The organism is Streptomyces sp. NPDC041205, from assembly GCF_055591765.1.
Map to the genome: position 1 here is coordinate 500376 of NZ_JBVIZH010000002.1, position 24126 is coordinate 524501.

General features: G+C 71.8%; 20 protein-coding genes. 13 read left to right on the forward strand and 7 right to left on the reverse strand.

Going from position 1 to position 24126, the window contains the following annotated elements; genetic code table 11:
• Positions 1-135: 135 nt before the first annotated feature.
• The 5 genes from thrC to ACZ6BG_RS09180 form a co-directional block, all read right to left on the reverse strand.
• Positions 136-1194 (reverse strand): threonine synthase, encoded by a 1059-nt coding sequence (gene thrC, locus ACZ6BG_RS09160; RefSeq protein WP_468998905.1) that lies wholly within the window; start codon positions 1192-1194, stop codon positions 136-138.
• A 6-nt stretch (positions 1195-1200) separates the two neighbouring features.
• Complete coding sequence (locus tag ACZ6BG_RS09165; protein WP_468998907.1) at positions 1201-2550, reverse strand: homoserine dehydrogenase; 1350 nt, start codon at positions 2548-2550, stop codon at positions 1201-1203.
• A 145-nt stretch (positions 2551-2695) separates the two neighbouring features.
• Positions 2696-4096, reverse strand: coding sequence for a diaminopimelate decarboxylase (gene lysA / locus ACZ6BG_RS09170; protein ID WP_468998910.1), 1401 nt, complete (start codon positions 4094-4096; stop codon positions 2696-2698).
• Between the two features lie 22 nt (positions 4097-4118).
• On the reverse strand, positions 4119-5168 hold the full coding sequence (gene nrtL, locus ACZ6BG_RS09175; protein WP_468998914.1) for an ArgS-related anticodon-binding protein NrtL: 1050 nt from the start codon (positions 5166-5168) through the stop codon (positions 4119-4121).
• A 110-nt stretch (positions 5169-5278) separates the two neighbouring features.
• The gene (locus ACZ6BG_RS09180) at positions 5279-5815 is read right to left on the reverse strand and encodes a response regulator (protein WP_468998916.1); all 537 of its coding nucleotides are present in this window, start codon (positions 5813-5815) and stop codon (positions 5279-5281) included.
• Between the two features lie 169 nt (positions 5816-5984).
• Between ACZ6BG_RS09180 and ACZ6BG_RS09185 the strand changes: the two genes are divergently transcribed.
• Positions 5985-6578: an exonuclease domain-containing protein gene (locus ACZ6BG_RS09185; protein ID WP_468998918.1), complete on the forward strand. Its 594-nt coding sequence runs from the start codon at positions 5985-5987 to the stop codon at positions 6576-6578.
• Between the two features lie 180 nt (positions 6579-6758).
• Positions 6759-7664, forward strand: a complete 906-nt coding sequence (locus tag ACZ6BG_RS09190; RefSeq protein ID WP_468998920.1) for an LLM class flavin-dependent oxidoreductase — start codon at positions 6759-6761, stop codon at positions 7662-7664.
• A 121-nt stretch (positions 7665-7785) separates the two neighbouring features.
• Here the strand turns inward: ACZ6BG_RS09190 and car are convergent, their stop codons facing one another.
• Both car and ACZ6BG_RS09200 read right to left on the reverse strand, forming a co-directional pair.
• On the reverse strand, positions 7786-11301 hold the full coding sequence (gene car, locus ACZ6BG_RS09195) for a carboxylic acid reductase (RefSeq protein ID WP_468998923.1): 3516 nt from the start codon (positions 11299-11301) through the stop codon (positions 7786-7788).
• 182 nt (positions 11302-11483) lie between these two features.
• Positions 11484-12875: an MFS transporter gene (locus ACZ6BG_RS09200; protein WP_468998925.1), complete on the reverse strand. Its 1392-nt coding sequence runs from the start codon at positions 12873-12875 to the stop codon at positions 11484-11486.
• A gap of 284 nt (positions 12876-13159) precedes the next feature.
• On the opposite strand from ACZ6BG_RS09200, the gene ACZ6BG_RS09205 reads away from it, so the two are divergent.
• The 11 genes from ACZ6BG_RS09205 to ACZ6BG_RS09255 are packed head-to-tail and all read left to right on the forward strand — an operon-like array spanning position 13160 to position 24099.
• The gene (locus tag ACZ6BG_RS09205; RefSeq protein WP_468998928.1) at positions 13160-14755 is read left to right on the forward strand and encodes a 2-isopropylmalate synthase; all 1596 of its coding nucleotides are present in this window, start codon (positions 13160-13162) and stop codon (positions 14753-14755) included.
• Entirely contained in the window at positions 14752-15255 is a 504-nt protein-coding gene (locus ACZ6BG_RS09210; protein ID WP_468998930.1) for a MaoC family dehydratase, read from the forward strand. Before ACZ6BG_RS09205 ends, ACZ6BG_RS09210 begins: the two co-directional genes overlap by 4 nt.
• The gene (locus ACZ6BG_RS09215; protein WP_468998932.1) at positions 15252-16199 is read left to right on the forward strand and encodes an isopenicillin N synthase family dioxygenase; all 948 of its coding nucleotides are present in this window, start codon (positions 15252-15254) and stop codon (positions 16197-16199) included. Before ACZ6BG_RS09210 ends, ACZ6BG_RS09215 begins: the two co-directional genes overlap by 4 nt.
• Positions 16196-17059 (forward strand): HpcH/HpaI aldolase/citrate lyase family protein, encoded by an 864-nt coding sequence (locus ACZ6BG_RS09220; RefSeq protein WP_468998936.1) that lies wholly within the window; start codon positions 16196-16198, stop codon positions 17057-17059. The genes ACZ6BG_RS09215 and ACZ6BG_RS09220 overlap by 4 nt, the downstream gene beginning before the upstream one ends.
• A 13-nt stretch (positions 17060-17072) precedes the next feature.
• Complete coding sequence (locus ACZ6BG_RS09225; RefSeq protein ID WP_468452479.1) at positions 17073-17963, forward strand: hypothetical protein; 891 nt, start codon at positions 17073-17075, stop codon at positions 17961-17963.
• Complete coding sequence (locus ACZ6BG_RS09230; RefSeq protein ID WP_468998940.1) at positions 17960-18877, forward strand: alpha/beta hydrolase; 918 nt, start codon at positions 17960-17962, stop codon at positions 18875-18877. The genes ACZ6BG_RS09225 and ACZ6BG_RS09230 overlap by 4 nt, the downstream gene beginning before the upstream one ends.
• Complete coding sequence (locus tag ACZ6BG_RS09235; protein WP_468998943.1) at positions 18874-20100, forward strand: aminotransferase class I/II-fold pyridoxal phosphate-dependent enzyme; 1227 nt, start codon at positions 18874-18876, stop codon at positions 20098-20100. The genes ACZ6BG_RS09230 and ACZ6BG_RS09235 overlap by 4 nt, the downstream gene beginning before the upstream one ends.
• Complete coding sequence (locus ACZ6BG_RS09240; RefSeq protein WP_468998945.1) at positions 20097-20990, forward strand: ornithine cyclodeaminase family protein; 894 nt, start codon at positions 20097-20099, stop codon at positions 20988-20990. Before ACZ6BG_RS09235 ends, ACZ6BG_RS09240 begins: the two co-directional genes overlap by 4 nt.
• A gap of 23 nt (positions 20991-21013) precedes the next feature.
• Positions 21014-21220 carry a hypothetical protein gene (locus ACZ6BG_RS09245; RefSeq protein WP_468998947.1) on the forward strand — a complete coding sequence of 69 codons (207 nt, stop codon included), beginning with the start codon at positions 21014-21016 and terminating at the stop codon, positions 21218-21220.
• Positions 21213-22706 (forward strand): amidase, encoded by a 1494-nt coding sequence (locus ACZ6BG_RS09250; RefSeq protein WP_468998951.1) that lies wholly within the window; start codon positions 21213-21215, stop codon positions 22704-22706. The genes ACZ6BG_RS09245 and ACZ6BG_RS09250 overlap by 8 nt, the downstream gene beginning before the upstream one ends.
• A 40-nt stretch (positions 22707-22746) precedes the next feature.
• Complete coding sequence (locus ACZ6BG_RS09255; protein ID WP_468998955.1) at positions 22747-24099, forward strand: hypothetical protein; 1353 nt, start codon at positions 22747-22749, stop codon at positions 24097-24099.
• The last annotated feature ends 27 nt before the right edge of the window (positions 24100-24126 follow it).

A 24126-nucleotide genomic window follows, 5' to 3' on the forward strand; every position in this document is an offset into this window, starting at 1 on the left:
GGCGGCATATGCGGGGTGGGTTGGCTACAGCCTATCGAAGGAAGGTTCTGCGGCGACATAGGGCGCACAGGAGGCGCACGATGCGTGTCGCGAGCCCCCTGTGCACCCCCTGTGGGGAGTTGAGAGGTTTGGGCGTTACGCCAGGCCCAGCCGCTCCGCCGCGGCGGCCGCGTCGACCGGGACCGTGACCGGCTGCGGGGCACCCGCGACGGCCCAGTCCGGGTCCTTGAGGCCGTTGCCCGTCACCGTACACACGATGCGCTGGCCCTTGTCCACCTTGCCCTGCTCGGCGGCCTTCAGCAGACCGGCGACGGACGCGGCGGACGCGGGCTCGACGAAGACACCCTCCTGGGACGCCAACAGCTTGTAGGCGCGCAGGATCTCACGGTCCGTCACCTCGTCGATGAAGCCGCCCGACTCGTCGCGCGCGGCGAGCGCGTGCTGCCACGAGGCCGGGTTGCCGATGCGGATCGCGGTGGCGATCGTCGAGGGGTCCTTGACGACTTCGCCGCGCACGATCGGCGCGGAGCCGGAGGCCTGGAAGCCCCACATGCGCGGAGTGCGCGTCGACACGGAGTCGGCGGCGTACTCCTTGTAGCCCTTCCAGTAGGCCGTGATGTTGCCCGCGTTGCCGACGGGGAGGACGTGGATGTCGGGCGCGTCGCCGAGGGCGTCGACGATCTCGAAGGACGCCGTCTTCTGGCCCTCGATGCGGAACGGGTTGACCGAATTGACCAGCGCCACCGGGTAGTTCTCGGAGAGCCCGCGGGCGAGGTTCAGGCAGTCGTCGAAGTTCCCGGCCACCTGGAGGATCTTCGAGCCGTAGACGAGCGCCTGGCCCATCTTGCCGAGGGCGATCTTGCCCTGCGGCACCAGGACGGCGCAGACCATGCCCGCGCGCACGGCGTAGGCAGCCGCCGAGGCGGAGGTGTTGCCGGTGGAGGCGCAGATGACGGCCTTCGCGCCCTCCTCCTTGGCCTTGGTGATCGCCATGGTCATGCCGCGGTCCTTGAAGGACCCCGTCGGGTTGGCGCCCTCGACCTTGAGGTGGACCTCGCAGCCCGTGCGCTCGGAGAGCACCGTCGCGGGCACGAGCGGCGTACCGCCCTCGCGGAGCGTCACGACCGGCGTGGTGACGGAGACCGGAAGGCGGTCCCGGTACTCCTCGATGATTCCGCGCCACTGGTGGGTCATTGCTGCTTACTCCCCTTCAACCCGCATGATGCTGGCGACACCGCGCACGGTGTCGAGTCGGCGCAGCGCCTCGACGGTGCCGCTGAGGGCGGCGTCGGGCGCGCGGTGGGTGACGACGACGAGGGACGCCTCGCCGCCCTCCCGTCTCCCACCGCCACCCTCGACCGAGACGCCTTCGGCGACGCTGCTGTTTCCTTTACCCGTCTGACGGACGGTGTCGATGGACACGCCGTGCTCGGCGAAGACCGTCGCGACCTGGGCGAGCACGCCCGGCTTGTCGGCCACGTCGAGGCTGATGTGGTATCGCGTGACGACCTCGCCCATGGGGCTCACGGGCAGTTGCGTGTACGCGGAGTCGCCGGGTCCGGTGGCCTCGCCGAGCTTGTTGCGGCAGACCGCGACCAGGTCGCCGAGGACGGCGGACGCGGTGGGCGCGCCGCCCGCGCCGGGGCCGTAGAACATCAGCTGGCCGGCGGCCTCGGCCTCCACGAAGACGGCGTTGTAGGCCTCGCGGACGCCGGCCAGCGGGTGGCTGAGCGGGATCATCGCGGGGTGCACGCGCGCGGTGACGGAGCCGCCGTCGGCGGCCCGCTCGCAGATGGCGAGGAGCTTGATGGTGCAGCCCATGCGCTTGGCCGAGGCGAAGTCGGCGGCGGTGACCTCGGCCATGCCCTCGCGGTAGACGTCGTCGAGCCGCACCCGGGTGTGGAAGGCGATGCCGGCGAGGATCGCGGCCTTGGCGGCGGCGTCGAAGCCCTCGACGTCGGCGGTCGGGTCGGCCTCGGCGTACCCGAGGGCGGTGGCCTCGTCGAGGGCCTCCTGGTACCCGGCGCCCGTCGAGTCCATCTTGTCGAGGATGAAGTTCGTGGTGCCGTTCACGATGCCGAGCACGCGGTTGACCTTGTCCCCGGCCAGCGACTCGCGCAGCGGCCTGATCAGCGGAATCGCACCGGCGACCGCCGCCTCGTAGTACAGGTCGCGGCCGTGCCGCTCGGCCGCCGCGTGCAGCGCCGCGCCGTCCTGGGCGATGAGCGCCTTGTTCGCGGAGACCACGGACGCGCCGTGCTCGAAGGCGGTGGTGATGAGCGCGCGGGCGGGCTCGATGCCGCCGATGACCTCGACGACCACGTCGATGTCGCCGCGTTTGACCAGCGCCGTCGCGTCCGTCGTCACCAGCGCGGGGTCGATGCCCGCGCGCACCTTGGAGGGGCGGCGGACGGCCACCCCGGCCAGCTCGACCGGGGCGCCGATCCTCGCTGTGAGGTCGTCGGCGTGCGTCGTCATGATGCGCGCCACCTCTGAGCCGACAACCCCACAGCCCAGCAGCGCCACCTTCAGCGGACGCGTACGCATCATCCGACCTCGTTTCCTTCTCCAACTGCGGTGGGACCAGTCTCACCCACCGGTACGGTGTTTCTGACCATAGTCCGGATCGTGAGACACGTATTTCACGAACCGGGAGCATTTCGGGGTGGCGGCGCCTTGTGTCGCGCGCCGCGTGTCACCCCACGTCGAGACGGAGCAGGTCCTCCTCCGTCTCGCGGCGCACGATGACACGGCCCGCGCCGTCGTTCACCGCCACGACCGGCGGTCGCAGCGCGTGGTTGTAGTTGCTCGCCATCGAGCGGCAGTACGCGCCGGTCGCGGGCACGGCGATCAGGTCGCCGGGCGCGAGGTCGGCGGGCAGGAACGCGTCGCGCACGACGATGTCGCCGCTCTCGCAGTGCTTGCCGACGACCCGCACGAGCATCGGCTCGGCGTCCGACGACCGCGACACGAGCGCGACGCTGTACTCGGCGTCGTACAGCGCCGTACGGATGTTGTCCGACATGCCGCCGTCGACGGAGACGTACGTCCGCAGCCCGTCCAGCGGCTTGATGGTGCCGACCTCGTACAGCGTGAACGCCGTCGGGCCGACGATGGCGCGGCCCGGCTCGACGGAGATGCGGGGCGTGCGCAGCTTCGCCGCCACGCACTCGCGCGTCACGATCTCGCGCAGCGCGGTGGCGATCTCGTGCGGCTCCCGGGGGTCGTCGTCCGAGGTGTACGCGATGCCGAGGCCGCCGCCGAGGTCGATCTCGGGCAGCTCGACGCCGTGCTCGTCGCGGATCTCGGCGAGCAGCGACACCACGCGGCGGGCGGCCACCTCGAAGCCGGCCGTGTCGAAGATCTGCGAGCCGATGTGACTGTGGATGCCGATGACGTCCAGGCCGTCCAGCTTCAGCGCGCGCCGCACGGCCTCGGCGGCCTGTCCCCCGGCGAGCGCCAGGCCGAACTTCTGGTCCTCGTGCGCGGTGGCGATGAACTCGTGCGTGTGCGCCTCGACGCCGACCGTCACCCGGATCTGGACCCGCTGGCGGGTGCCGAGCCGGTCGGCGACGTGCGCGACCCGCACGATCTCCTGGAACGAGTCGAGGACGATGCGGCCGACTCCCGCCGCGACGGCGCGCTCGATCTCGTCGACCGTCTTGTTGTTGCCGTGGAACGCGATGCGGTCGGCCGGCATACCGGCGTCGAGAGCCGTCGTCAGCTCCCCGCCCGAGCACACGTCGAGGTTCAGGCCCTCCTCGTGCAGCCACCGCACGACCGCGCGCGACAGGAACGCCTTGCCCGCGTAGAAGACGTCGGCGTCCGGACCGAAGGCGTCGCGCCAGGACTGGCAGCGGGCGCGGAAGTCGGCCTCGTCGAGGAAGTACGCGGGCGTGCCGAACTCCTCGGCGAGCCGCTTCACTTCGACGCCGCCGACGGTGACCGTGCCGTCGGCGGTGCGGGTGACCGTCCGGGACCAGACCTTCGGGTCCAGGGCGTTCAGGTCGGTGGGCGGGGCTGTGTTCGCTGCGGAGCGCCCCTCGGGAAGGACGTCTCCGTGGCGGGGGCCTGCGGGGTGTGCGGAACGGCTCATGGCTCTTCTGGCTCTTCTCGTCTCACAGGTGTTCGGGCGCGCTGATACCGAGCAGGGACAGGCCGCCGGCGAGCACCGTCCCGGCGGCCTCGGCGAGCGCCAGCCGGGAGCGGTGGGCGGCCGAGGGTTTCTCGTCGCCGAGCGGCAGCACCGTGTGGGCCTGCGCGAGGAAGGCGTCGGCGGTCCGGACGAGGTGCCGGGTCAGGCGGTCCGGGGCGTGGCGGCGGGCTGCGGTCGCCAGGACGGTGGGGTGGTCGCCCAGGGCGCCCAGGAGGTCGTGCGCGGACGCGTCGGTCTCGCCGGGGGCCGCCGTGAAGCCTAGGTCGGCCGCGTTGCGCGTGAGCGCGCGGGTCCGCGCGTACGCGTACCGGACCCGGAACAAGGGGTTCGACTCGTGCTGGGCGAGGTGTTCGGGGCCGGTGTGGGGGCGGTCGTGCGGGGCGGGGTGCAGCAGGGCCCAGCGGGCGGCGTCGCGGCCGAGGCCGAGGGGGTCCGGGGCGGTCGGCGCCGGGGGGACGGGGCGGAGGGTGGTCAGGGGCGTCGGGGGCCGTCCGTACGCGTCCACGCGCACCCCCGCGACCTCCACCCACCGCTCGTCCGGCGCCGCGTCGCTCGTCACGCGCACGAGGGCGCCCTGTGAGCGCAGAATCCTTCGTGCCGCGTCGGCCACGACGAGTGCGCGCAGGTCGTGCGGGGTGTGCAGCTGGACGAGGGCGCCGGTGTCCGGGACGACGTGGCCGTAGCGCTCCCCTCGCTCGCGGATGTCCGCCACGAGGGCGGGGGCGCCGTGGGGGTCCAGGGTGATGCTGACGAAGCCCGGTCCGGTGACGTCGGCGCGGGCGATGCCCGGCTCGGCGGTGAGGTGGGCGGAGAGGACCTCGGCGACGCGGCGCGGGGGCGCGCCCGCCTCACCGGCGATCCGCAGCGCCAGGTTCGTCGCGTAGTCCCCCGTGCCGCCCGGCCTCGGTCGCTCCACGTGCGCGTCCTCGGGGACGGCGGCGCTGAGCTCCCCGGCGTCCACTGCGCGGCGCATGGCGCGCAGGACGGTACGGGAGAGCTGTGCCGGGGTCACGGGACAAGGGTATGGGAGGTGGGGGGTGGGGTGCGCTGGAGTTTCCGGCGGGGCGCCTGGTCCGGGGGGCGCGGTGCCTGGTCCGGGGCGTCGGAGGGCTCGGGCAGGCCCTAGGGGCAGCCCGGGACCGCGGAGGGGTCCGGGGTCCAGTCCCGGGGGCCCCGGCCCCGGTCGGCCAGTTGCCGCACGATCGCGAGCAGCTCGGCCGGCTCGAAGGGCTTCGTCAGGAACGCGTCGACCCCGACCTCGATGCCCGCCTCGACCTCGTACTGCGTACAGGCGCTGACGACCACGAGCGGAAGCCCGCGCGTCCGAGGATCGGACCGCAGTCGCGCGGCCGTCCGCAGTCCGTCGAGCCGCGGCATCACCACATCAAGGGTCACCACATCGGGCCGCACCTGATGGACGACATCCAGACACTCGGCACCATCGGCCGCGGTCACGACCTCGAAGCCCTCCAGCTCGAGATTGACCCTGATCAGTTGCCGGATGACCTTGTTGTCGTCCACAACAAGCACACGGCCGGGCGCGCCTGGCACAACTCGAGAGTAGGTCGGCGGCCGCCATCGCGTCCGGGTTTTGCCTACTTCTGCCACTTGCGGGGGAGCCTCAGCGGACCGCCGAGGCCCGGACCAGGGCCGACGCACCGACCCCGGAGGCCGAGCACGACACCGTGTTGCCGAACACGCGGACGCCCGTCGGCGACGCCCCACGCGGCACGCGCACCACACGGGAATCCGCCACGGGGCGAGGGCGCCCCTCCCGCGCCCGACCGGGCGGTACGCTCCGCAACCGCCCCCACGCACAAGGAGCGTCATGTCAACCTTCGTCGTCTTCGACCTGGAATTCACGACATGGCCGGAAGCGCTTGAGCAAGACTGGTCCGCGCCGGGCCAGTTCCGCGAGATCGTCCAGATCGGCGCGCTGCGCCTGCGACCCGACTTCTCCGTGGTCGAGGAGTACGAGGCCCTGGTCCGCCCGGTGATGAACCCGCGTCTGTCCTCGTACTTCACCGAACTCACCGGCATCGACCAGGAGTCGGTGGACCGGGAGGGCCTCCCCCCGGCCGAGGCCCTCGGCGACTTCCTGTCCTTCTGCCGGGGCCAGTCCGTGCTCTCCTACGGAAACGACATGGTCGTCCTCGGCGAGAACGTCGCCTGGGCCCGCGCCCGCGGCGAGCACATCAAGAGTTCCTTCCTGGCCGCGGGTTTCCTCAACATCCGCCCCTGGCTGAATACCGTCGCTCCGGCGACGGCGACCTCCAACGTGGGCCGCCTGTGGCGGGTGTTCGACCTCCCCGAACCGACCGCGGGAAGGGAACATTCCGCCCTTTTCGACTGCCATTCCTTCGCGGTGGCGCTGAAGCACCTGCATGCCACGGGTGCCGCCCTGCCCGAGGCCCTTCTCTGACACCCGAGCAGAAGCGTGTCGCATTGGCCGGATTCGAGGGTGCGGTCTAGAGATTTCCTGGCTCGGCCCCGAGGCGGGGGCTCAGTACTGTCGGAGCGCCGGGACCTGCGGGAGGGGAACGCAGCCGTACGCGCGGTGGACACCGGGGTCGAAGCAGAAGCAATGAATCTGGAGTCTGTTGTGCGCATCAGCGTCTGTATCCTGCCCGACCGTCCGTTCCGGGAGGCGGCCGCGACCTGGCGGCGCGCCGAGGACCTCGGCTTCCACGCCGCCTACAGCTACGACCACATCACCTGGGCCGGACTGCCGGACAGCGCCTGGTACGGAGCGGTGCCGACACTGGCGGCCGCCGCCGGGGTCACCTCGCGGATCAGGCTCGGCACGCTGGTGACGTCGCCGAACTACCGGCACCCGGTGCCCCTCGCCCACGACGTCGTCACGCTGGACTCCCTCAGCGAGGGCCGCTTCGTCCTCGGCTTCGGCGCGGGCTCGCCCGACGCCGACGCCTATGTGCTCGGCCAGGGCGAGCGCGGCAAGGGCTGGTCGGTGGCGGAGCGGGGCGGCCGGTTCCGCGAGTCCGTGGAGCTCCTCGACCGGCTGCTGACCGGGACGCCCGAGGGCCGCAAGCAGACCACCTTCCTCGGCCGCTACTACGAGGCGATCGACGCCCGCCTGGAGCCGGGCTGCGTGCAGCGGCCCCGGGCGCCCTTCGTGCTGGCGGCGAACGGTCCGCTGGGGATGCGGACCGTCGCGCGGTACGGCGCGTCGTGGGTCGTCACCGACCAGGGGGACGTGCCGAGGCACGAGCGGACCGAGTCCTGGACCTGGTCCGTGCTCGCGCGTCGCATGGAGCAGCTCGACGCGGCGTGCGAGCGGGAGGGCCGCGACCCGAAGTCCCTGGACCGGACGCTGCTCACCGGGTTCTCCCTGCTGCCGACGATGGAGTCCGCGCAGGCGTTCGCGGACGTCGCGGGACGGAGTGCGGAGCTGGGCTTCACCGACATCGTGGTCCACTACCCGCGCGAGTCCGGGTTCTTCGCGACTCCCCCGCACGTCATCGAGGAGATCGCGCCCGCGAACCGCTGAGCGCCTTGTCCCCACAGCCTCACCGGCCCCGTCCACGGCAGTTCGCGGACGGGGCCGTTCGCTGTCGGCCCGGCACCGGGCCCGCGCGGACGCCCCTCGGAGCAGGCCGCGCGGACGCCCCTCAGAGCAGGCCGTGCAGCCTCAGGTCGGCCACGCACTTGGCGAGGAACGCGGGAGACAGCGACGGCACGGTCCCCTCGCCCACCCCGAGGGCTCCGACCGCCCCGGTGAACCGCGCAGCGGGCACGGCGGAGCCCGCCCTCGCCTCGCCCGGCTCGGCGTAGGCCCGCATCAGCGGCAGCAGCGACTGGGCGCGCTGGTGATCGGGCAGACCGCGCAGGGCCGCCTCGGTGCGCATGTGCCACTGCCGGTGGTCGTCGAACCGGGTGATCGGGTGGCCCGCGTCGATCAGCCAGTCCACGAACTCGTCCAGCGAGATCCCGTCGTCGTGGGCGTTGACCGTGTTGTAGGTGACGTACCCGTCCTCGTTCCCGGCGCTGAGCGACGTGATCGCCGCGGCGGTGAAGTCGACCGGCAGGCCGCTGTAGTGCGCACGGCGACGGCCGCCGTCCGGGTCGAGACGGTAGAAGGAACGCGGCGCCATCCCGGTGGTGAGGACGCTCAGGAGCAGCCGGGTGAACCGGTCGGTCAGGTTCAGCCGGCCGGGCAGGCGGCTGTGGGCCAGGATCATGTCCGGCCGGAACACGGTGACCGGCAGGCCCGTCCGCTCGTGCGCCTCGCGCAGCAGGACCTCACCGGCCCACTTGCTCGTGGCGTACCCGTTCGCGTCGGAGCCGTCGAGGCGCCGTACCGGGGACGCCGAGCGGACGTCGGCCGTCTCGTCGAGGAACGCGCCGTCGGGCAGCATCGCAGCCGCCACCGTCGACACATAGGCGAACCGCTTCGCCCGGCCGGTGAGCGCCAGCGCGATCAGCTCCGCCGTCGCGCCGACGTTCGGCGCGAACAGCCGTTGGTACGGCAGGACGTGGTTGACCAGCGCCGCCGCGTGCACGATCTGGTCGGTCTCCTCGGCGAGGGTCTCCCAGGCCGCCGCCTCCAGGCCGAGGCGCGGCGCCGACACGTCCGCGGCCAGGACCCGCAAGTGCCGCGCCGCGGCGGCCTCGAACCAGTCGGCGCCGTCGGCCGTCGCGGCGCGCAGGCACCCGAGCACGCGTTGCCGTGCGGCCCCGTCGTCGGCGGCACGGGCCAGGCAGGTCAGCTGCCCGCCCGTCTCCGCGACGCGCCGCAGCCACTCGACCGCCAGGAACCGTCCGAGATACCCGGTCGCCCCGGTGAGCAGGACGTTCCGGACGGGGTCCGTGGCATCCTGCGCGCGTCGCGCCCCGGCCAGGAGCCGCCCGTCCAGGAAGCGGTCGAGCGCCAGATCGGCGGCCCGCACCTCGTGTGCGTCGCTGCCGTGCACGGAGGCGAAGGTGGGGCGCGGCTCCTGGGCGCCGCGCGCCGAGCCGAGCCGGTCGGCTATGCGGGCCAGCGTCGAGGAGGGCTGGAGGATGACCTGGATGGGCACCTCCTCGTCGACGATCTGCTCGAGGACGGTGGAGAAGGTGTGCGCCGACAGGGAGTCGCCGCCCAGTTCCGTGAAGACGGCGTCCGCCCGCACCAGCGACGAGGGGCAGCCGAGGGTGATCTGCGCGGCGGTGAGGACCGCCTCCAGCGGTGCGACCTCCCGGCCCGCTGCCCGCAGCGCCGCGATCTGGCCCGCCCTGCCGGTCGCGATGTCCGCGTACAACCGCTCGAGCCGCGGCCCGTAGTGCTCCTTCAGGGCGGGCCGCAGATGCTTGCCGACCCCCGACAGGAGCCCGTTGCCGACCGTGAACGGCTGCCGCTCGACGAGGACGTCGTGCGGGATCTCGTACGCGTGCAGGCCCGCGCCGTGGGCGAGTTCGCGCATGGAGTCCAGTACCGCGGCCCGTACGGCGGTGTCGTCGGCATGCCCCAGACGCTCGGCGTCGGGGACCACCACCGCGAGCAGGAACGCCTGCTCGCTGCTGCCGTACACGTAGATCTGCGCGATGTCCGGGCTGGTCGCGTACAGCGCCTCCAGGCCGGACACGGCGACGAACTCGCCCTGGGACAGCTTCACCACGTTGTTGATCCGGTCGACGTAGACCAGGCGGCCGGGCTCGGTCTCGGCGAAGACGTCGCCGGTGCGGTAGTAGCCGTCCTCGTCGAAGGCGCGGGCGGTGACCTCGGGCTGCTTGTAGTACCCGGGGAACAGGCCGACCGACTTCACCCGCAGCTCGCCGCGGGGGTGCGGCTTGTCGGTGGCGAAGTACCCGAGTTCGGGGACGTCGGCGAGGCGGTAGTCGGTCACCGGGGGGCGGCGCACCAACTGGTCGACGACGATGGCCCGGGTCGTCTCCGTCGAGCCGTAGCAGTCGATGATGGGTGTGCCGAGGAGCGCGGCCGTGAAGGTGTGCATCGCCTCCGACAGGGGCGCGCTGCCGCACAGGGCGATGACGATCCGGCCGCCGAGCATGCCGTCGCGGACCAGGGCGGACGCGGCCGCCTCGGCCTCCGGGCGGGGTGTGCCGGTGCGGGTGAGGCGGTCGGCCTCCAACTGGTGCCGCTGGTACACCATGTCGCAGATCCTCGGCACCAGGCTGAGCACCGTGGGACGCGACAGGCGGATGTCGTCGAACAACGTGGACATGTCGCCGCGGGCCGCGAAGTAGCCGGTGCCGCCGGCGGAGAGGCCGTTGACCAGCCAGGCGCGGCCGTTGACGTGGCTCATGGGCATGTAGTGCAGCACGAGCACCGGAGTGCCGCTGCCGCCCCCGGCGTTGAGCCCGCCGCGGGCGTTCTGCCACATCCTCGTGATCATGGCGGCGGTGTAGATCGCGCCCTTGGGCGTGCCCGTGCTCCCGGAGGTGTAGATCAGGCCGACCGGCCGGTCCGGGTCCCCGTCCTCGTACGGTTCCACGGCCGGCAGCCGGGCGCCCCGGTCCAGCTCGTCCCGCAGCGGGACCACCTCGGCCCGCCCGCTCAGTTTGCCGACGGCCGCCTCGAACGCCTCCCGGTCGTCGTCCACCCGGGGGTCGTGGTCGAAGACCACCAGGCGCTCGATGGAGTCGGACGCCAGGACGGCGCCGACCGCGGCGTCGAGCGAACCGATGTCGGCCGCGAGGATCCGCGGCCCCGTCTCGGCGACGACCGGGGCAAGGCGTGCGGCGGACGAACCAGTGGGCAGCGGCACCGAAACCGCTCCCAGATACATGCAGGCCAGGTCGATGACGGCGTAGTCGACACCGGTGAACCCCAGGGTCGCGACGAAGTCCTTGGCGCGCAGGCCGTCCGTGCCGTCGGCCCAGGCGGCCGCGAGCAGGCCGACCCGTCGCCACAGCTCGGCGTAGGTCAACGTCTCGAAGGCGGGGAGGAGTTCGCGGGTGTGGCGGCCGGTGGCGGGGTCGGGGGCGACACGGACCGCTCGGTGGGCGAGGGCCGGCCGGTCCGCGTACCCGTGCATGGCGGCCGTGATGACACCCATGAGGCCGTCCTGGCCGCTGATGGCGTCGGCGACGTCGGCCGACGGAACGGCCCTGGCGAACTCGGGGTCGCCCGCGCGCAGCGCCGCGATCCTGGACGCGACGTCGTGACCTGCCTGATGCTCCGACATGAGTGCTCCGGTGTGTGGGGAGTGGGAGGGGGCCGGTGGCCCGGTGGGCGGTGTCCACCGGCCGATGTGCCGGCGGCTGATTTCCCGGCGGCCGATGTCCCGGCGGCCGATGTCCACCGACCGGTGCGCCCGCTGGGCGGCGCCCGCCAGGGCCGACCCATCGGACAGGCCCTGGGCGGGCCCTAGGCGGCGTCGGCGGACTGCGTCCGGCCGCCGAGTCCGGCGGCCAGGCCCATCAGGGCGTAGACGGCGACGAGGGCGAGCGCCGGTGCGGCGATGCCGCCTCCGGACTGGAGGCCGGCGAGCAGGGCGACGCCGACCAGGGATCCGGTCGACCGGCCCGCCGACATCAGCCCGGAGGCGATGGCGGAGCGGTGCTCCGGGGCGGCGGCCATGGTCAGCGTGATCTGCGGGACGGTCACCAGGCCGAAGCCGAGCCCGATGAACGCGAGCCCGGCGCAGGTCCCGACCGGGGCCTCGCTGCCGACGGCGGCCAGCACCACCCCGCCGACCAGGGACAGCAGGACACCGGCGGCCAGCACCGCCCGGGCCCCGTACTTGGCGTCGAAGCGCCCCGCGACCAGCGGCATGAAGGTGATCGGCAGGGCGGACGCCAGGAAGCAGAGGCCGACGGTGATCGGGTCGTAGCCGCGCACCTGCTGGAGGAACACGCTGAGCGTGAACATCATCCCGTTGTAGCCGACGAAGAGCAGCAGGCCGACCGCGACGTAGCTGCGGAACCCGGAAGCCCGGAACAGGTCGGCCGGGATCATGGGGTACGCGTAGCTCCGCTGCCGGACCACGAAGGCGGCGAACGCGACGAGGGCCGTCACCGCCGCCACCACGGGCAACGGCCGGGTCCAGCCCAGCTCCTGGCCTTCGGCGAGCGCCAGCGCGAGGCCGCCGAGGAAGACGATGGACAGCAACTGGCCCGGCACGTCCTGCGGTTCCCTGGACGCGCCCTTCTCGACGGACGGCATGTGCCGTGCCGAGAGCCACAGGACGACCAGGACGATGGGCACGTTGATCCAGAAGATGCTCCGCCAGCCCACCGTCTCGACCAGCGCGCCCCCGAGGGTGGGGCCGAAGGCGACGGGACTCCCGGCGACCATCGACCATATGGAGACGGCCTTGGCGCGCTGGGCGGGCTCCCGGTAGGTGTCGGTGAGCATCACCAGGGTGGCGGGCATGACGAGCACCGCCCCCAGCCCCTGGGACGCCCGCAGGGCGACCAGCGCGGCGCCGTTGGGAGCGAGGCCGCACAGCGCGGACGTCACCCCGAACAGCACGACCCCGAGCCGGAACATCCGCAGCGCGCCGTAGCGTCCGACCGCCGCGGCTCCGGCCAGCATCAGGCCGGCGATGACGACCACGTACGAGGTGACGACGAACTGCATCGTCGGCAGGCTCGCGTGGAGGCTGTCGCGGATCGCCGGGATCGCGACGTGGACGATGCTGGTGTCGACGACGATCATGCCGTGCGCCAGGCAGGCCACCGCGAGGACACGGCCGGGCCGCGGGGTCGCACCGCCTCTGTCCGACGTGCGGTTGTCGAAACTGGTGGATTCGGCCATGGCCTGCCATTTCGCGTGGGCGGTGAATTGGTGCCGGGCAATACTGCGAAACCCTAACGAGGAAACCCGGGGCGTCAACCGTGAACTCCGCAGAACGGGACCCAATGTCCGAATAGCCCGATTCCAGGGTCAGGGATAGAGGACGGTCTACTTCCCCGGCGAGTCCGACGCTTCGTAGTCTCAGAGCGCTGAGAAACGCGAGACAGCGCAGGATGGAAGCGCGAGGGGGATCACCATTGTCCATTTCCCGAGAGTTCCGGGGAATTCAGCAACGTCCGTCGACCATGCCGTTCCAGCGCTATGCACGGGACGCCATCGCGCCCACTTCGGGCTGGTCACGGCGGTGGCCGGACGGTACGCTCAAGCGGGCGCCGATCTGGGCGTCGGTTGATCTCCGGGACGGGAACCAGGCCCTTGCCGACCCCATGGACACCCACCGCAAGCGGCGGATGTTCGACCTGCTGGTGGCGACCGGTTTCAAGGACATAGAAATCGGATATCCGGCGGCAAGCGCGCACGATTTTGATTTCGTCCGTGAACTCGTCGTCAAGCAAGAAATCCCGGACGACGTGACGGTGTCGGTTTTCACGCCGGCACGTACGGAACTCATAGAGCGGACCTTCGAGGCGATTCGCGGAGCCGAGCGCGCCGTGGTGCATTTGTGCCACGCGACGGCCTGCCTGTGGCGCGAGGTCGTGTTCGGCATGTCGCCCGGCGAGGTCCTGCGCATGGCCGTCGACGGTGCGAAGGACCTGGTGCGCCTGGCGGAGCGCGAGCCCGGGACCGACATCCGGTTCGAGTACTCGCCGGAGACCTTCAACCTGACCGAGCCGGAGCTCGCCCTGGAGATCGCGAACCGGGTCGCGGAGGTCGTCGACGCCACGCCCGACCGGCCCCTCGTGCTGAACCTCCCGACCACCGTGGAGACCCACTCACCCCACGTCTTCGCCGACCAGGTGGAGTGGATGCACCGCAACCTCGACCGGCGCGACGCGATCATCCTGTCCGTCCACCCGCACAACGACCGGGGCACCGCCGTCGCGTCGGCGGAACTGGCCGTGCTCGCCGGGGCCGACCGCGTCGAGGGCACTCTGTTCGGCAACGGCGAACGCACCGGGAACGTCTGCCTGGTGACGCTCGCGCTCAACCTGTTCAGCAGCGGCGTCGACCCCCAACTGGACATCTCCGACATCGACTCCGTCCGCCAGATCGTCGAGGAGTGCAACCGGCTGCCGGTGCACCCCCGCCACCCCTACGCCGGCGACCTGGTGTACACCGCCTTCTCCGGCACCCACCAGGACGCCATCGCCAAAGGCCTGGCCGCGCTGGCCGAACGGGCCGAAAGGGAGGGCAAGGACGTCGGCGACATGCCCTGGCAGGTCCCCTACCTGCCCATCGACCCGAAGGACGTCGGCCGCGACTACCAGGCGATCATCCGGGTCAACGGCCAGTCGGGCAAGGGCGGCATCGCCTATGTGCTCAAGGCCGGCTGGGGCGTCGACCTGCCGACGGAACTGCGGCGGGACTTCGCGGCCGTGGTCCAGTCCGCCGCCGACGCCCTGGGGCGCGAACTGGAGCCGCCGGAGATCTGGCAGCTGCTCCAGGAGACCTACTGCCTCGACGACTCGCCCGCCCTGCCCGACGACACCGACGGCGCCGAGGTCGTCGCCCGGCTCGCCGCCGCGCACGGTGTCGCGTTCACCGAGCCCCAGTTCACCGGCACGGCGGCGACCGGCGCACCGGTGACCTGCTGCGTGGCACTGGACGCGGACGGCCGCACCGTCTGGGGACTCGGCCAGGCAGCCACCGCCGCCGACGCGGCACACCGATCGGCCCGTTCGGCCCTGCGCCGGGCCGGCATGCACGAAGGAGACCAGTGAAGAGCAACTCTTTCCGCACGATCAGTCCCGGCATCTACCGGGAGGACAGCGGAATGGTCTACGAGGACTACGTCCCCGACGTGGTCGTCGAACACCGGCCGGGCCGGACGATCACCATGACCGACAACGTGTGGAGCTCCCTGCTCTGCCTCAACCAGCATCCGCTGCACATCGACGCCGCCTACGCCGAGCAGACCCAGTTCGGCAAGATCGTCGTCTCCAGTCTGGTCACCTTCGGGATCGTCAACGGGATGACCGTCTCCACCATCAGCGCCAAGTGCGTCGCCAACCTCGGCTGGGACAAAGTGCGGCTGACCGCCCCGGTGTTCGTGGGCGACACGCTCTACGCGCAGACCCGCATCGTCTCGCGGCGCCCCTCCGCCACCCGGCCCGACCAGGGCATCGTGACCGTCCACACCATCGGCCGGAACCAGGACGACGTGACGGTGATCGAATTCGAGCGGACGATCCTCGTCCCCAAGCAGGAAGCAGACCAATGATTCCGGTCATCGACCTGGACCCGGAGCGTCCCGACCTCGAACACAAGACCGCGGAGGAGATCTCCGACGCCTGCCGGCAGACCGGGTTCTTCGTCGTACGCGGCCACGGCATCGCCCCCGAGGTCTTCGACGACGCCTACGACACCTCGCTGCGCTTCTTCCGCCTGCCGCTCGAGCACAAGCGCGAGTTCCCGATGCGCACCTCCACCGCACGCGGCGACAACGACTACAGCCCGTACGGGTACAGCGCCCTGCTGTCCGAGAACGCCTACGCCTACACCGGCAAGCCGGGGATGCCCTCGGACTACGTCGAGAAGTTCAGCGTCGGACGCCTCATCCTGCGCGACGACGAGGAACTCCCTTTCCCTGGCGACGAGTTGGGCACCCAGTTGCGTGCGGCCCTGAAGCGGTACTTCGCCGCCTGCGAGACCGTGGCGGGCCGGATCGCCGAGTTGCTCGCCCTCGCCCTCGACCTGCCCAGGGACTTCTTCGCCACCCGCACGAACACCTCCAACGACTCGCTGCGCTCGCACCTCTACCCCGGCGTCGCCCCCGAGTTCCTGAACGACCAGGGCATGGGGCAGCACACGGACGGCACCCTGATCACGCTGCTCACCCAGGACGGCCCGGGCCTCCAGCTCCAGGACCGCTCCGGCCGCTGGCTGGACATCGACGTCCAGGAGCGCGACAGCTTCATCGTCAACATCGGCGACCTGATGGCCCGTTGGTCGAACGACGAGTACGTCTCGACGCCGCACCGGGTCCGGCTCGCCGACCGGCAGCGGCAGTCCATCGTGTTCTTCAAGCTGGCCAACGACGACACCGTCATCGAGTGCTTCCCCAAGTTCGCGGCGGACCGCCCCGTGAAGTACGAGCCGATCCGCTACGAGGACTTCTCCCTCCAGAAGATGAACCTGCTGTTCGGAAGGGACGACGCGCGATGAAGTCGTACGCGAGCCTGCTCTACACCCCGGCGCTGCTCCTCGCCTCGGTCGCCCGGCCCGGCCGGGTCCGCGCCGACATGCTGGTCCTGGACCTGGAGGACTCCGTCCACCCGGCCAGGAAGGCCGAGGCCCGCGCGCTGCTGGCGCAGGCGGACCTCACCGGTGCCGGTCTGCCCGCGCTCGGCCTGCGGGTGAACACCATCGCGACGCCCGACGGCCTGGAGGACCTGCGGGCGCTGATCGAGATGGACGCCACCATCGGCGGCGTACCGGTCGACGTGGTCTTCATCCCCAAGATCTCCGGACCCGGCGACGTGGCCATCTACCGGTCGCTGCTCTCGCACACCTCGAAGCCGCCGCAGATCTGCAGCTTCGTCGAAACCGTCGACGCCGTCGAGAACGCCGCCGACATCGCCGCGGTCAGCGACGGCCTGTGCTTCGGCCAGGCGGACCTGACGGCCGAGCTGTACGCCGAGAACGCGTTCTACCTCGACCACGCGCGGGCCCGGCTCTGCGCCGCGGCGGCCAAGTACCGCGTGCCCGCCATCGACACCAACTCGTTCGAGCTGCACGACCTCGACGTCGTCGCGGCGCAGTGCCGGGCGGCCCGGGACGCCGGATTCACCGGCAAGGCGGTCATCCACCCCCGGCAGGTCGACGTCGTCGCCGAGACGTTCACCGTCGGCCCGGACGAGCTCGACCAGTACCGCAGCGTGGTCGAGGACTACCACTCCACGCCCTACGGCTTCGCCGTCGAGGAGGACCGCGTGCTCGCCCCGCCGTTCGTGCTGCGGGCCCAGCGCATGCTCCAACTCCACGCACCCACAACCGAATCCGCGCGGCACACCAGCGCCAAGTAACCGGGGGATCCCAGTGAAGAAGCTTCCGCAGCACACGGTCATCGACGTCTCCGCCTACCGCACCGAGCTGACCGAAGGACGGCTCCAGGCCGTCGGGGACGAACTCGTCCTCGAACTGGTGCGGCTGGTCGCCGAGGGCGACGGCGTCGCCGTCTGCCACGGCGTCGCCAAGACGCTGGCGCACCACGGCCTCGACGTCCACAAGGAGCAGGACGCCGCGGTCGGCCGCGACTACCTGGAGTCGCTGTTCCGCGGCTTCGGCGAGCGCGTCGACGTCTCCCGGTTCAGCCCCGTGGCGATGGACTACGACCGCATCGCCGGCATGGACGTCGACGGCTACAACAAGAACACGCACTTCACGCCCAACGGCGACCACACCACCGAGCGCGAGTTCCTGACGACCAAGTGCGTGCACTTCGACGCCGCCACCCCGTTCATCGGGAACATCTACGGCCCCAACACCAACATCGCGGGCGGCACCCCGATGGTCTGCGACACCCGCGCCTACTGCAAGGACACGGGGGTGGCCCCCGCCGATCTGCTCGAACTGATGCCGCACAGCTACAACGTCGCGGTCAAGGAGGAGCACACCGAGCCGGTCCTCGCCGGGTACGCCGCCGCCGTGGACGCCGACCTGTCCGCCGACCTGGTCATGGTCGTCCTGCTCAACGAGGTGGACGGCGGCCACGCGCACGCCGGCTCCGAGCCCCGCCCCGCCGACCCGAACCTGCCCTCGCGCCGCCCGATCCGGCACCTGGAGTACCAGTTCGCGGAGGGTGTCGAGCTGGCCAAGTGGTACCGGCACTACCGCCTGGAGATACCGCAGCCCAGCCTCCAGGTGCCGGACGAGGCCGCGCGCCAGCGCTACCACCGCGGTGTCGCCGCCGCCGGGACGAACCAGTGACGGCGCCCACGGAGTACCGCGTCCCGGCCATGTCCGGGAGCGACCACGAGGAGCTCGACACGCTCCTTGCGACCCTCGCCGCCGACGAGTGGCCGCAGGACATCCACGACGCCCGGCTGTTCTACGACGCGTGGGGCGTGCCGATCGCCGACGACATCAAGGTCGAACAGCGCGAGGGCGGCCACCTGTTGACCCCGCCGGACACGGACGGCTCCCTGACCGGGCTCTATCTGCACGGCGGCGGATACGTGTACGGCTCGCTGCGCAGCCACGGCCACATGGTCGGGGAGATCGCCCGCGCGGCCCGCTGCCGGATGTTCTTCGTGGACTACCGGCGCGCCCCCGAGCACCCCTACCCGGCGGCGCTCGACGACGCGGTGGCCGCGTACCGGAGCCTGATCGCCGACGGGACCGCCGCCTCCGACGTGGTCCTCGCGGGCGACTCGGCGGGCGGCGGGCTCGTGCTCGCGACGCTCCTGAAGCTGCGGGACTCGGGGCTGCCGCTGCCGGCCGCCGCGGCCTGTATCTCGCCGTGGACCGACCTCACGGGCGGCGGGGAGAGCTACCGCACCCTGGAACACGAGGACCCCATGGTCAGCAAGTCGGTCGTGGACCTGGTGTCGGCGTCGTACCTGGCGGGCACCGCGCCCACGCTCCCGTACGTCTCCCCGCTGTTCGGGGACCTCGCGGGGCTGCCCCCGGTGCTGCTCCAGGTGGGCAGCCGGGAGATCCTGCGCAGCGACGCGGAGCGGTTCGCGGCCGGTCTGCGGGAGGCGGGCGGCACCGGTGTGCTGGAGGTCTGGCCCGGCATGGTGCACGTCTGGCACCTGCACCACTCGCGCCTCGCCAAGGCCCGCGAGGCCGTGAGCAGGCTCGGCGGCTGGCTCCACGCCCAGGCGGCGGGTGCGGGATGACCGAGGACATCACCGGGCCCCACCGGTACCGCAACAACCGCAAGATGGTGCCCGCCAGCGAGGCCGCGTGGGGCCTGTCCCGCGAGCACGGGATGCTCGGCCTCGTGGTCGAGGCCGTCGACGGCCAGAACCGGCTGCGCGACATCCGCACCGGGCACGAGTTCGCCAACCTCTCGTCCTGCTCGTACCTGGGTCTCAACAGCCACCCCACGGTGGTCGAGGCCGGGCGCGCCGCACTGGAGCAGGAGCGGATCACCGGTCTCTCCATGGGCGAGTTCCGGATCCGGCTCGGCGTCATGGAACGGCTGGAGGAGGAGCTCTCCGCGCACTTCGGCGCCCATGTGCTGCCGTCGGTGTCCTGCGGAGTGCTCAGCTCGGCGATCCTGCCGCTGCTCGCCTCCGGGCACCTGACCGACGGCGAGCCCCTCGTCGTGGTCTTCGACCGGTTCGCGCACTTCTCCATGAACTTCCTCAAGCCCGTCCTCGCCGACGAGACGCTGGTGCTGACCTGTCCGCACAACGACATGCAGTACCTGGAGGACGTCTGCAAGCGGTACCCGCGGGTGGCCTACGTCGCCGAAGGCGTCTACTCGACCGGCGGGCAGGCGGACCTGAAGGGCATCAAGGACCTCCAGGACCGTTACGGCATGTTCGTCTACCTCGACGACTCGCACGCGCTGTCGGCCGTGGGCGAGCGCGGCGAGGGATACGCGCGCACCGTCTTCGACACCCTCGGCGCCCGTACGATCGTCGTCGCCTCGATCGCCAAGGCGTTCGGCAGCACCGGCGGCATCGCGATGGTCGGCGACCGGGACGTGTTCGAGTTCCTCTACCGGTCCGGGCCGCTGGCCTGGTCCCAGGGGCTGCGGACCGCCGCGGTCGGCACCACCCTGGGGGCCCTCGAGGTCCACCGGAGTCCGGAACTCGGCCTGCGGCAGCGGCAATTGGCCTCGAACATCGCCGCCTTCGACGAGCGGCTGCGCGACCACGACCTGCGGGGCGCCGGTTCGCACATCAAGTTCGTCACCGTCGGCGACAACGACCGGGCGGTGCGCCTTTCGACCGAGCTCTACCGGCGCGGCTACTACTGCTCCGCCATGTTCTTCCCGATCGTGGCGCAGGGCCAGGCGGGCGTACGGATGATGCTGCGCGGCGACATGTCGACGGAGCTGACCGAACGCTTCGCGACGGACCTCCTCGACGTACTGGCGGGACTCGCATGATCCGCACCGGCACCGAGCACGGCGTGTCCGACGTCTCGGCCGTGGCCGCGCTGATGCGCGAGAGCCTGCGCGGCGGCGCGGTGCGGCGGATGACCGTACCGCTGCGGCAGGTCATCGACGGCGGGCACGGCGCCAGGTTCCTGTCCATGCCCGCCGTCAGCGCCGATCACGGGCTGTGCGTCAACAAGACCGCGACCATCACCGATGGTCCGGGCCCGACCGTGACGTCCGTGGTCCCGGTGTTCTCCACCACGACCGGGGAACTCCTCGGGGTGCTTGACGGCGCGGCCGTCACCAACCTCAAGTGCGCGGCCGTGACGGCGCTGGTCACCGACCGCTGCGCGGCCCGGGACGCCGCCGTGCTCGGGATCGTCGGGTCGGGGGTGCAGGCCTGGCAGCAGTACCTCGGTGTGACGGCGGTGCGCCCGATCACGGAGGTACGGGTCCACTCCCGCACCCCCGAGCACGCCGAGATCCTGTGCGAGCGCATCCGGCGCGCGGACCCGGGCGTGCGCACCCTGGTTCGCGCGTCGGCCGCGGAGGCCACGGCGGGCGCGGACATCATCTCGACGGCGACGGCCTCCGTACGGCCGCTGCCGATCGCCGCCGACCTGCCGGAGCACGTGCACATCAACTGCATGGGCGCGCACACCACCGAGTCGCGGGAGCTGTCCCGCCCGCTCCTGGCCGCCGCCACGCTCGTCGTCGAGGACATCGAGATCGCCGTCGCCGAGGCGGGGGACATCCATCGCACCGCGATCGACCTGGAATCCCTGGAGACCGGTTCGCACCCCGGACTCGACGGCCGCCCGACCGTCTTCAGCTCCACCGGGCACGCCTCACTGGACCTCATCACCTGTGCCCACCTGGTGGCACAGCCGCACCACTGACCGGATCGAAGGGAAGACCGTACGTGACACACGTCGGCACGGAGGAGACCACCGGGTCGCACGGCGGTGGGGACCCCGAGACCGCGGCCGTCGACCGGGAGTTCGCCGCGGCCCTCGCCCGCCGCGGCATCGAGATGCCGCCGGACCTGGCGCCCGGGGTCCTCGCCGGACACCGCTCGCTGCGCGCGATGAGCCGGCTGCTGCGGGAAGCGGAGATCAGCGATGTCTGACCTCCGCCCCGCCCGGCCGGGCACCCCGTCCGAACGACCCGAACACCCCGAACACCCCGAACGCCCCGGACTGCCCGAGCTGTCCGAGCTGTCCGAGCTGTCGGTCGCGGAGGCCGGCGCGCGGCTGCGCGCCGGCACCCTCACCTCGGTGGAGCTGACGGAGCACGCGCTGGGCCTGATCGACGCGCACGACACCGAGCTGCACTCGTTCGTCCTGGTCACCCGTGACCTGGCGCTGCGGCGCGCGGCGCGAGCGGACCGGGAGCTGCGCGACGGCGTCGACCGCGGACCGCTGCACGGCATCCCGTACGCCCTGAAGGACATCCTCGACGCGGAGGGCCTGCCCACCACCAACCACTCGCGGCTGACCCTCACCGACGTCGCCGCCGAGGACAGCGCCGTGGAGGCCCGGCTGCGGGCCGGCGGCGCGGTGCTCCTCGGCAAACTGGCCACCTACGAGTTCGCGTTCGGCGGGCCGAGCACGGACCTGCCCTTCCCGCCGGCGGGCAACCCCTGGCACCGCGAGCACATCCCCAGCGGCTCCTCGTCGGGAGCGGGCGCCGCGGTGGCGGCCGGTCTCCTGCGCGTCGCCCTCGGCTCCGACACCGCCGGATCGCTGCGCGGTCCCGCGTTCCACTGCGGGGCCGTCGGCCTCAAGCCGACCTACGGCAGCGTCTCCGGCCACGGGGCCACCCCGCTGGCGCCCACCATGGACCACTTCGGGCCCCTCGCCTGGACGGTGGCCGACGCCGCCGCCGCCCTCCAGGTGGTCGCGGGCCCCGACCCCCGGGACCCCCGCACCCACGGGGCACCGGCGCCCGACTTCCTCACCTCGCTGACCGGGGACGTCCGCGGGCTGCGGGTGGCGTACTCGAAGGCCTGGTACGCCTCGGACCCGGGGACCCTGCCGGAGATCACCGAGAGCATCGACCGGGCCCTGGCCCACCTCGACCGGCTCGGCGCGATCGTCGAGGAGTGCGAACTGCCGCCGTACGAGCTGTTCGACGCCTGCGGCCGGGTCATCCTGATGGCGGAGGGGTTCGCCGCGCACGAGGAGAACCTGCGCCGCGCGCCGCGGTCGTTCGGCCGCTTCACCTACCAGAAGCTCATGCCCGGCGCGGGGATCGGCGCGGACGACCTCCAGCGGGCGCGCCGGATGCGCCAACGCCTCGGCGCGGCGCTCGACCGGCGGGTCTTCGCCTCCCACGACCTGCTGATCACGGCGTGCGGCCAGACCACCGCGGCCCGGTTCGACGACTTCGGCACCGACTGGCCGCCGCCGAAGCTGGCCAACGACATGCAGACCATCCCGTTCGGCGTCACCGGGCACCCGGCCATGTCGCTGCCCCTCGGCTTCGCCGGCAACGGCCTGCCCATCGGTGTGCAGCTCGTGGGGCCCGCGTTCGGCGAGGCGAGCCTGTTCCGGGCCGGCCTCGCCCTGGAAGCCGAGTTCGGCCGACGGGACGTCCGGCCCGTACTGGCATGAGACGGCCGCCGCACAAGCCCTCTAGCAGGAGTGGAAAGACATGGATGACACCTCGACGACCACACGGGTGACGACCGCGCGGGGGCCTCATGTGACGGACCCCCGTCGGCTCCTCAACGCGTTCGACCACCAGTTCCGGGGCTTCAGGACCTTCTGGTTCGACCGGATCGCCCCGGCGGGACCCGTCGTCCTGCCCGCGGCGCGCGGCGCCGAACTGGAGCGCGCGACCACGCACTTGGCCGACCTGCTGCGGCGGGCGGTGCGCGGCCTGGGCGACGACTGCGTGTCCCGGCACCGGGCCCTCGGCCTCGACGAGCGGCTGACGGAGTTCTACGGGGACGAGGAATTCGAGAACGCCTACGCGACGGTCATGGGCCGGCCGGACGTGATCCTCACCGACTCCGGGTGGAAGTTCATCGAGTTCAACTTCTGCTCCTCCACCGGCGGTCAGGTCTACGCGCACCTCCTCAACGAGCTGTGGCGGCAACTGCTGCCCGAGGACACCCTGAGCGCCCTCACGCTCGCCGACCCCCTCAAGACACGCAGCGACCTGCTGCGCACCGTCCTCGACGACCTCGGCCTCGACCCGTACGTGGCGCTCGTCGGCTATCTCCCTGACGTCTTCCTCTCCGACTCCGGGGGCAGCCGGAGGTACTACGAGATCGAGGCCGACGCCCTGCGGAAGGCGGGCATCCGGGCGGAGTACTTCGAAACGGACGAGTTCATCGAGGCTCTCGGCTCCCGCGCGGACGCGTTCCCGCTGGTCCTGGAGCGGACCGTGCCGCAGGAGTGGATCGACGCGGGCCGGGAGCTCGACCCGCTCCTGACGATCAGGAAGTGCGGCTCCGCGGTGCTGACGCCGCAGAGTTCCTACCTGGCGGCGAACAAGCAGCTCTTCGCCCTGCTGTCCACGGGGCAGGACTGGATGACCGACCGGGACCGCGAGTTCGTGGAGCGGTACATCCCCTGGTCGCGCTCGATCCGGGAGGAGACCGTCGAATTCCGGGGCGCGACCTGGAAGTTGGCGGACCTGCTGCGGGAACGGCGGGCGGACTTCGTCCTGAAGCGCTCCGACGGCGACCAGAACTTCGACGTCCACATCGGCTCCGTGACCGACGCGGCCGTCTGGGAGAACGTCATCGCCAAGGGCCGCGAGGCCGGCACCTGGATAGCCCAGGAGGCCGTCCACAGCACCGAGATCCACGCGAACGTCCTCGACCGCGACCGGGGCGAACCCCTCGGCATCGGCACGCGTGCGGTGTTCGGCCCCCTGTTCATGGGCGGACGCATGACCGGATGCGTGGTGCGCCACGACGTACCCGCCCCGGGCGGCGCCGCACCGGGGACAGCGGGCTCCAGCATCCTGAACTCCGTCGGCTGGTGCGCCGGCTGACCCCGCGCGCCGGTGAAGGGGCGCTCA

Bases quoted from the DNA above. Each gene is read 5' to 3' on its own strand.
- thrC (WP_468998905.1), bottom strand. From the start codon at position 1,194: ATGACCCACCAGTGGCGCGGAATCATCGAGGAGTACCGGGACCGCCTT.
- ACZ6BG_RS09165 (WP_468998907.1), bottom strand. From the start codon at position 2,550: ATGATGCGTACGCGTCCGCTGAAGGTGGCGCTGCTGGGCTGTGGGGTT.
- lysA (WP_468998910.1), bottom strand. From the start codon at position 4,096: ATGAGCCGTTCCGCACACCCCGCAGGCCCCCGCCACGGAGACGTCCTT.
- ACZ6BG_RS09185 (WP_468998918.1), top strand. From the start codon at position 5,985: ATGTCAACCTTCGTCGTCTTCGACCTGGAATTCACGACATGGCCGGAA.
- car (WP_468998923.1), bottom strand. From the start codon at position 11,301: ATGTCGGAGCATCAGGCAGGTCACGACGTCGCGTCCAGGATCGCGGCG.
- ACZ6BG_RS09200 (WP_468998925.1), bottom strand. From the start codon at position 12,875: ATGGCCGAATCCACCAGTTTCGACAACCGCACGTCGGACAGAGGCGGT.
- ACZ6BG_RS09205 (WP_468998928.1), top strand. From the start codon at position 13,160: ATGCCGTTCCAGCGCTATGCACGGGACGCCATCGCGCCCACTTCGGGC.
- ACZ6BG_RS09215 (WP_468998932.1), top strand. From the start codon at position 15,252: ATGATTCCGGTCATCGACCTGGACCCGGAGCGTCCCGACCTCGAACAC.
- ACZ6BG_RS09220 (WP_468998936.1), top strand. From the start codon at position 16,196: ATGAAGTCGTACGCGAGCCTGCTCTACACCCCGGCGCTGCTCCTCGCC.
- ACZ6BG_RS09235 (WP_468998943.1), top strand. From the start codon at position 18,874: ATGACCGAGGACATCACCGGGCCCCACCGGTACCGCAACAACCGCAAG.
- ACZ6BG_RS09240 (WP_468998945.1), top strand. From the start codon at position 20,097: ATGATCCGCACCGGCACCGAGCACGGCGTGTCCGACGTCTCGGCCGTG.
- ACZ6BG_RS09250 (WP_468998951.1), top strand. From the start codon at position 21,213: ATGTCTGACCTCCGCCCCGCCCGGCCGGGCACCCCGTCCGAACGACCC.
- ACZ6BG_RS09255 (WP_468998955.1), top strand. From the start codon at position 22,747: ATGGATGACACCTCGACGACCACACGGGTGACGACCGCGCGGGGGCCT.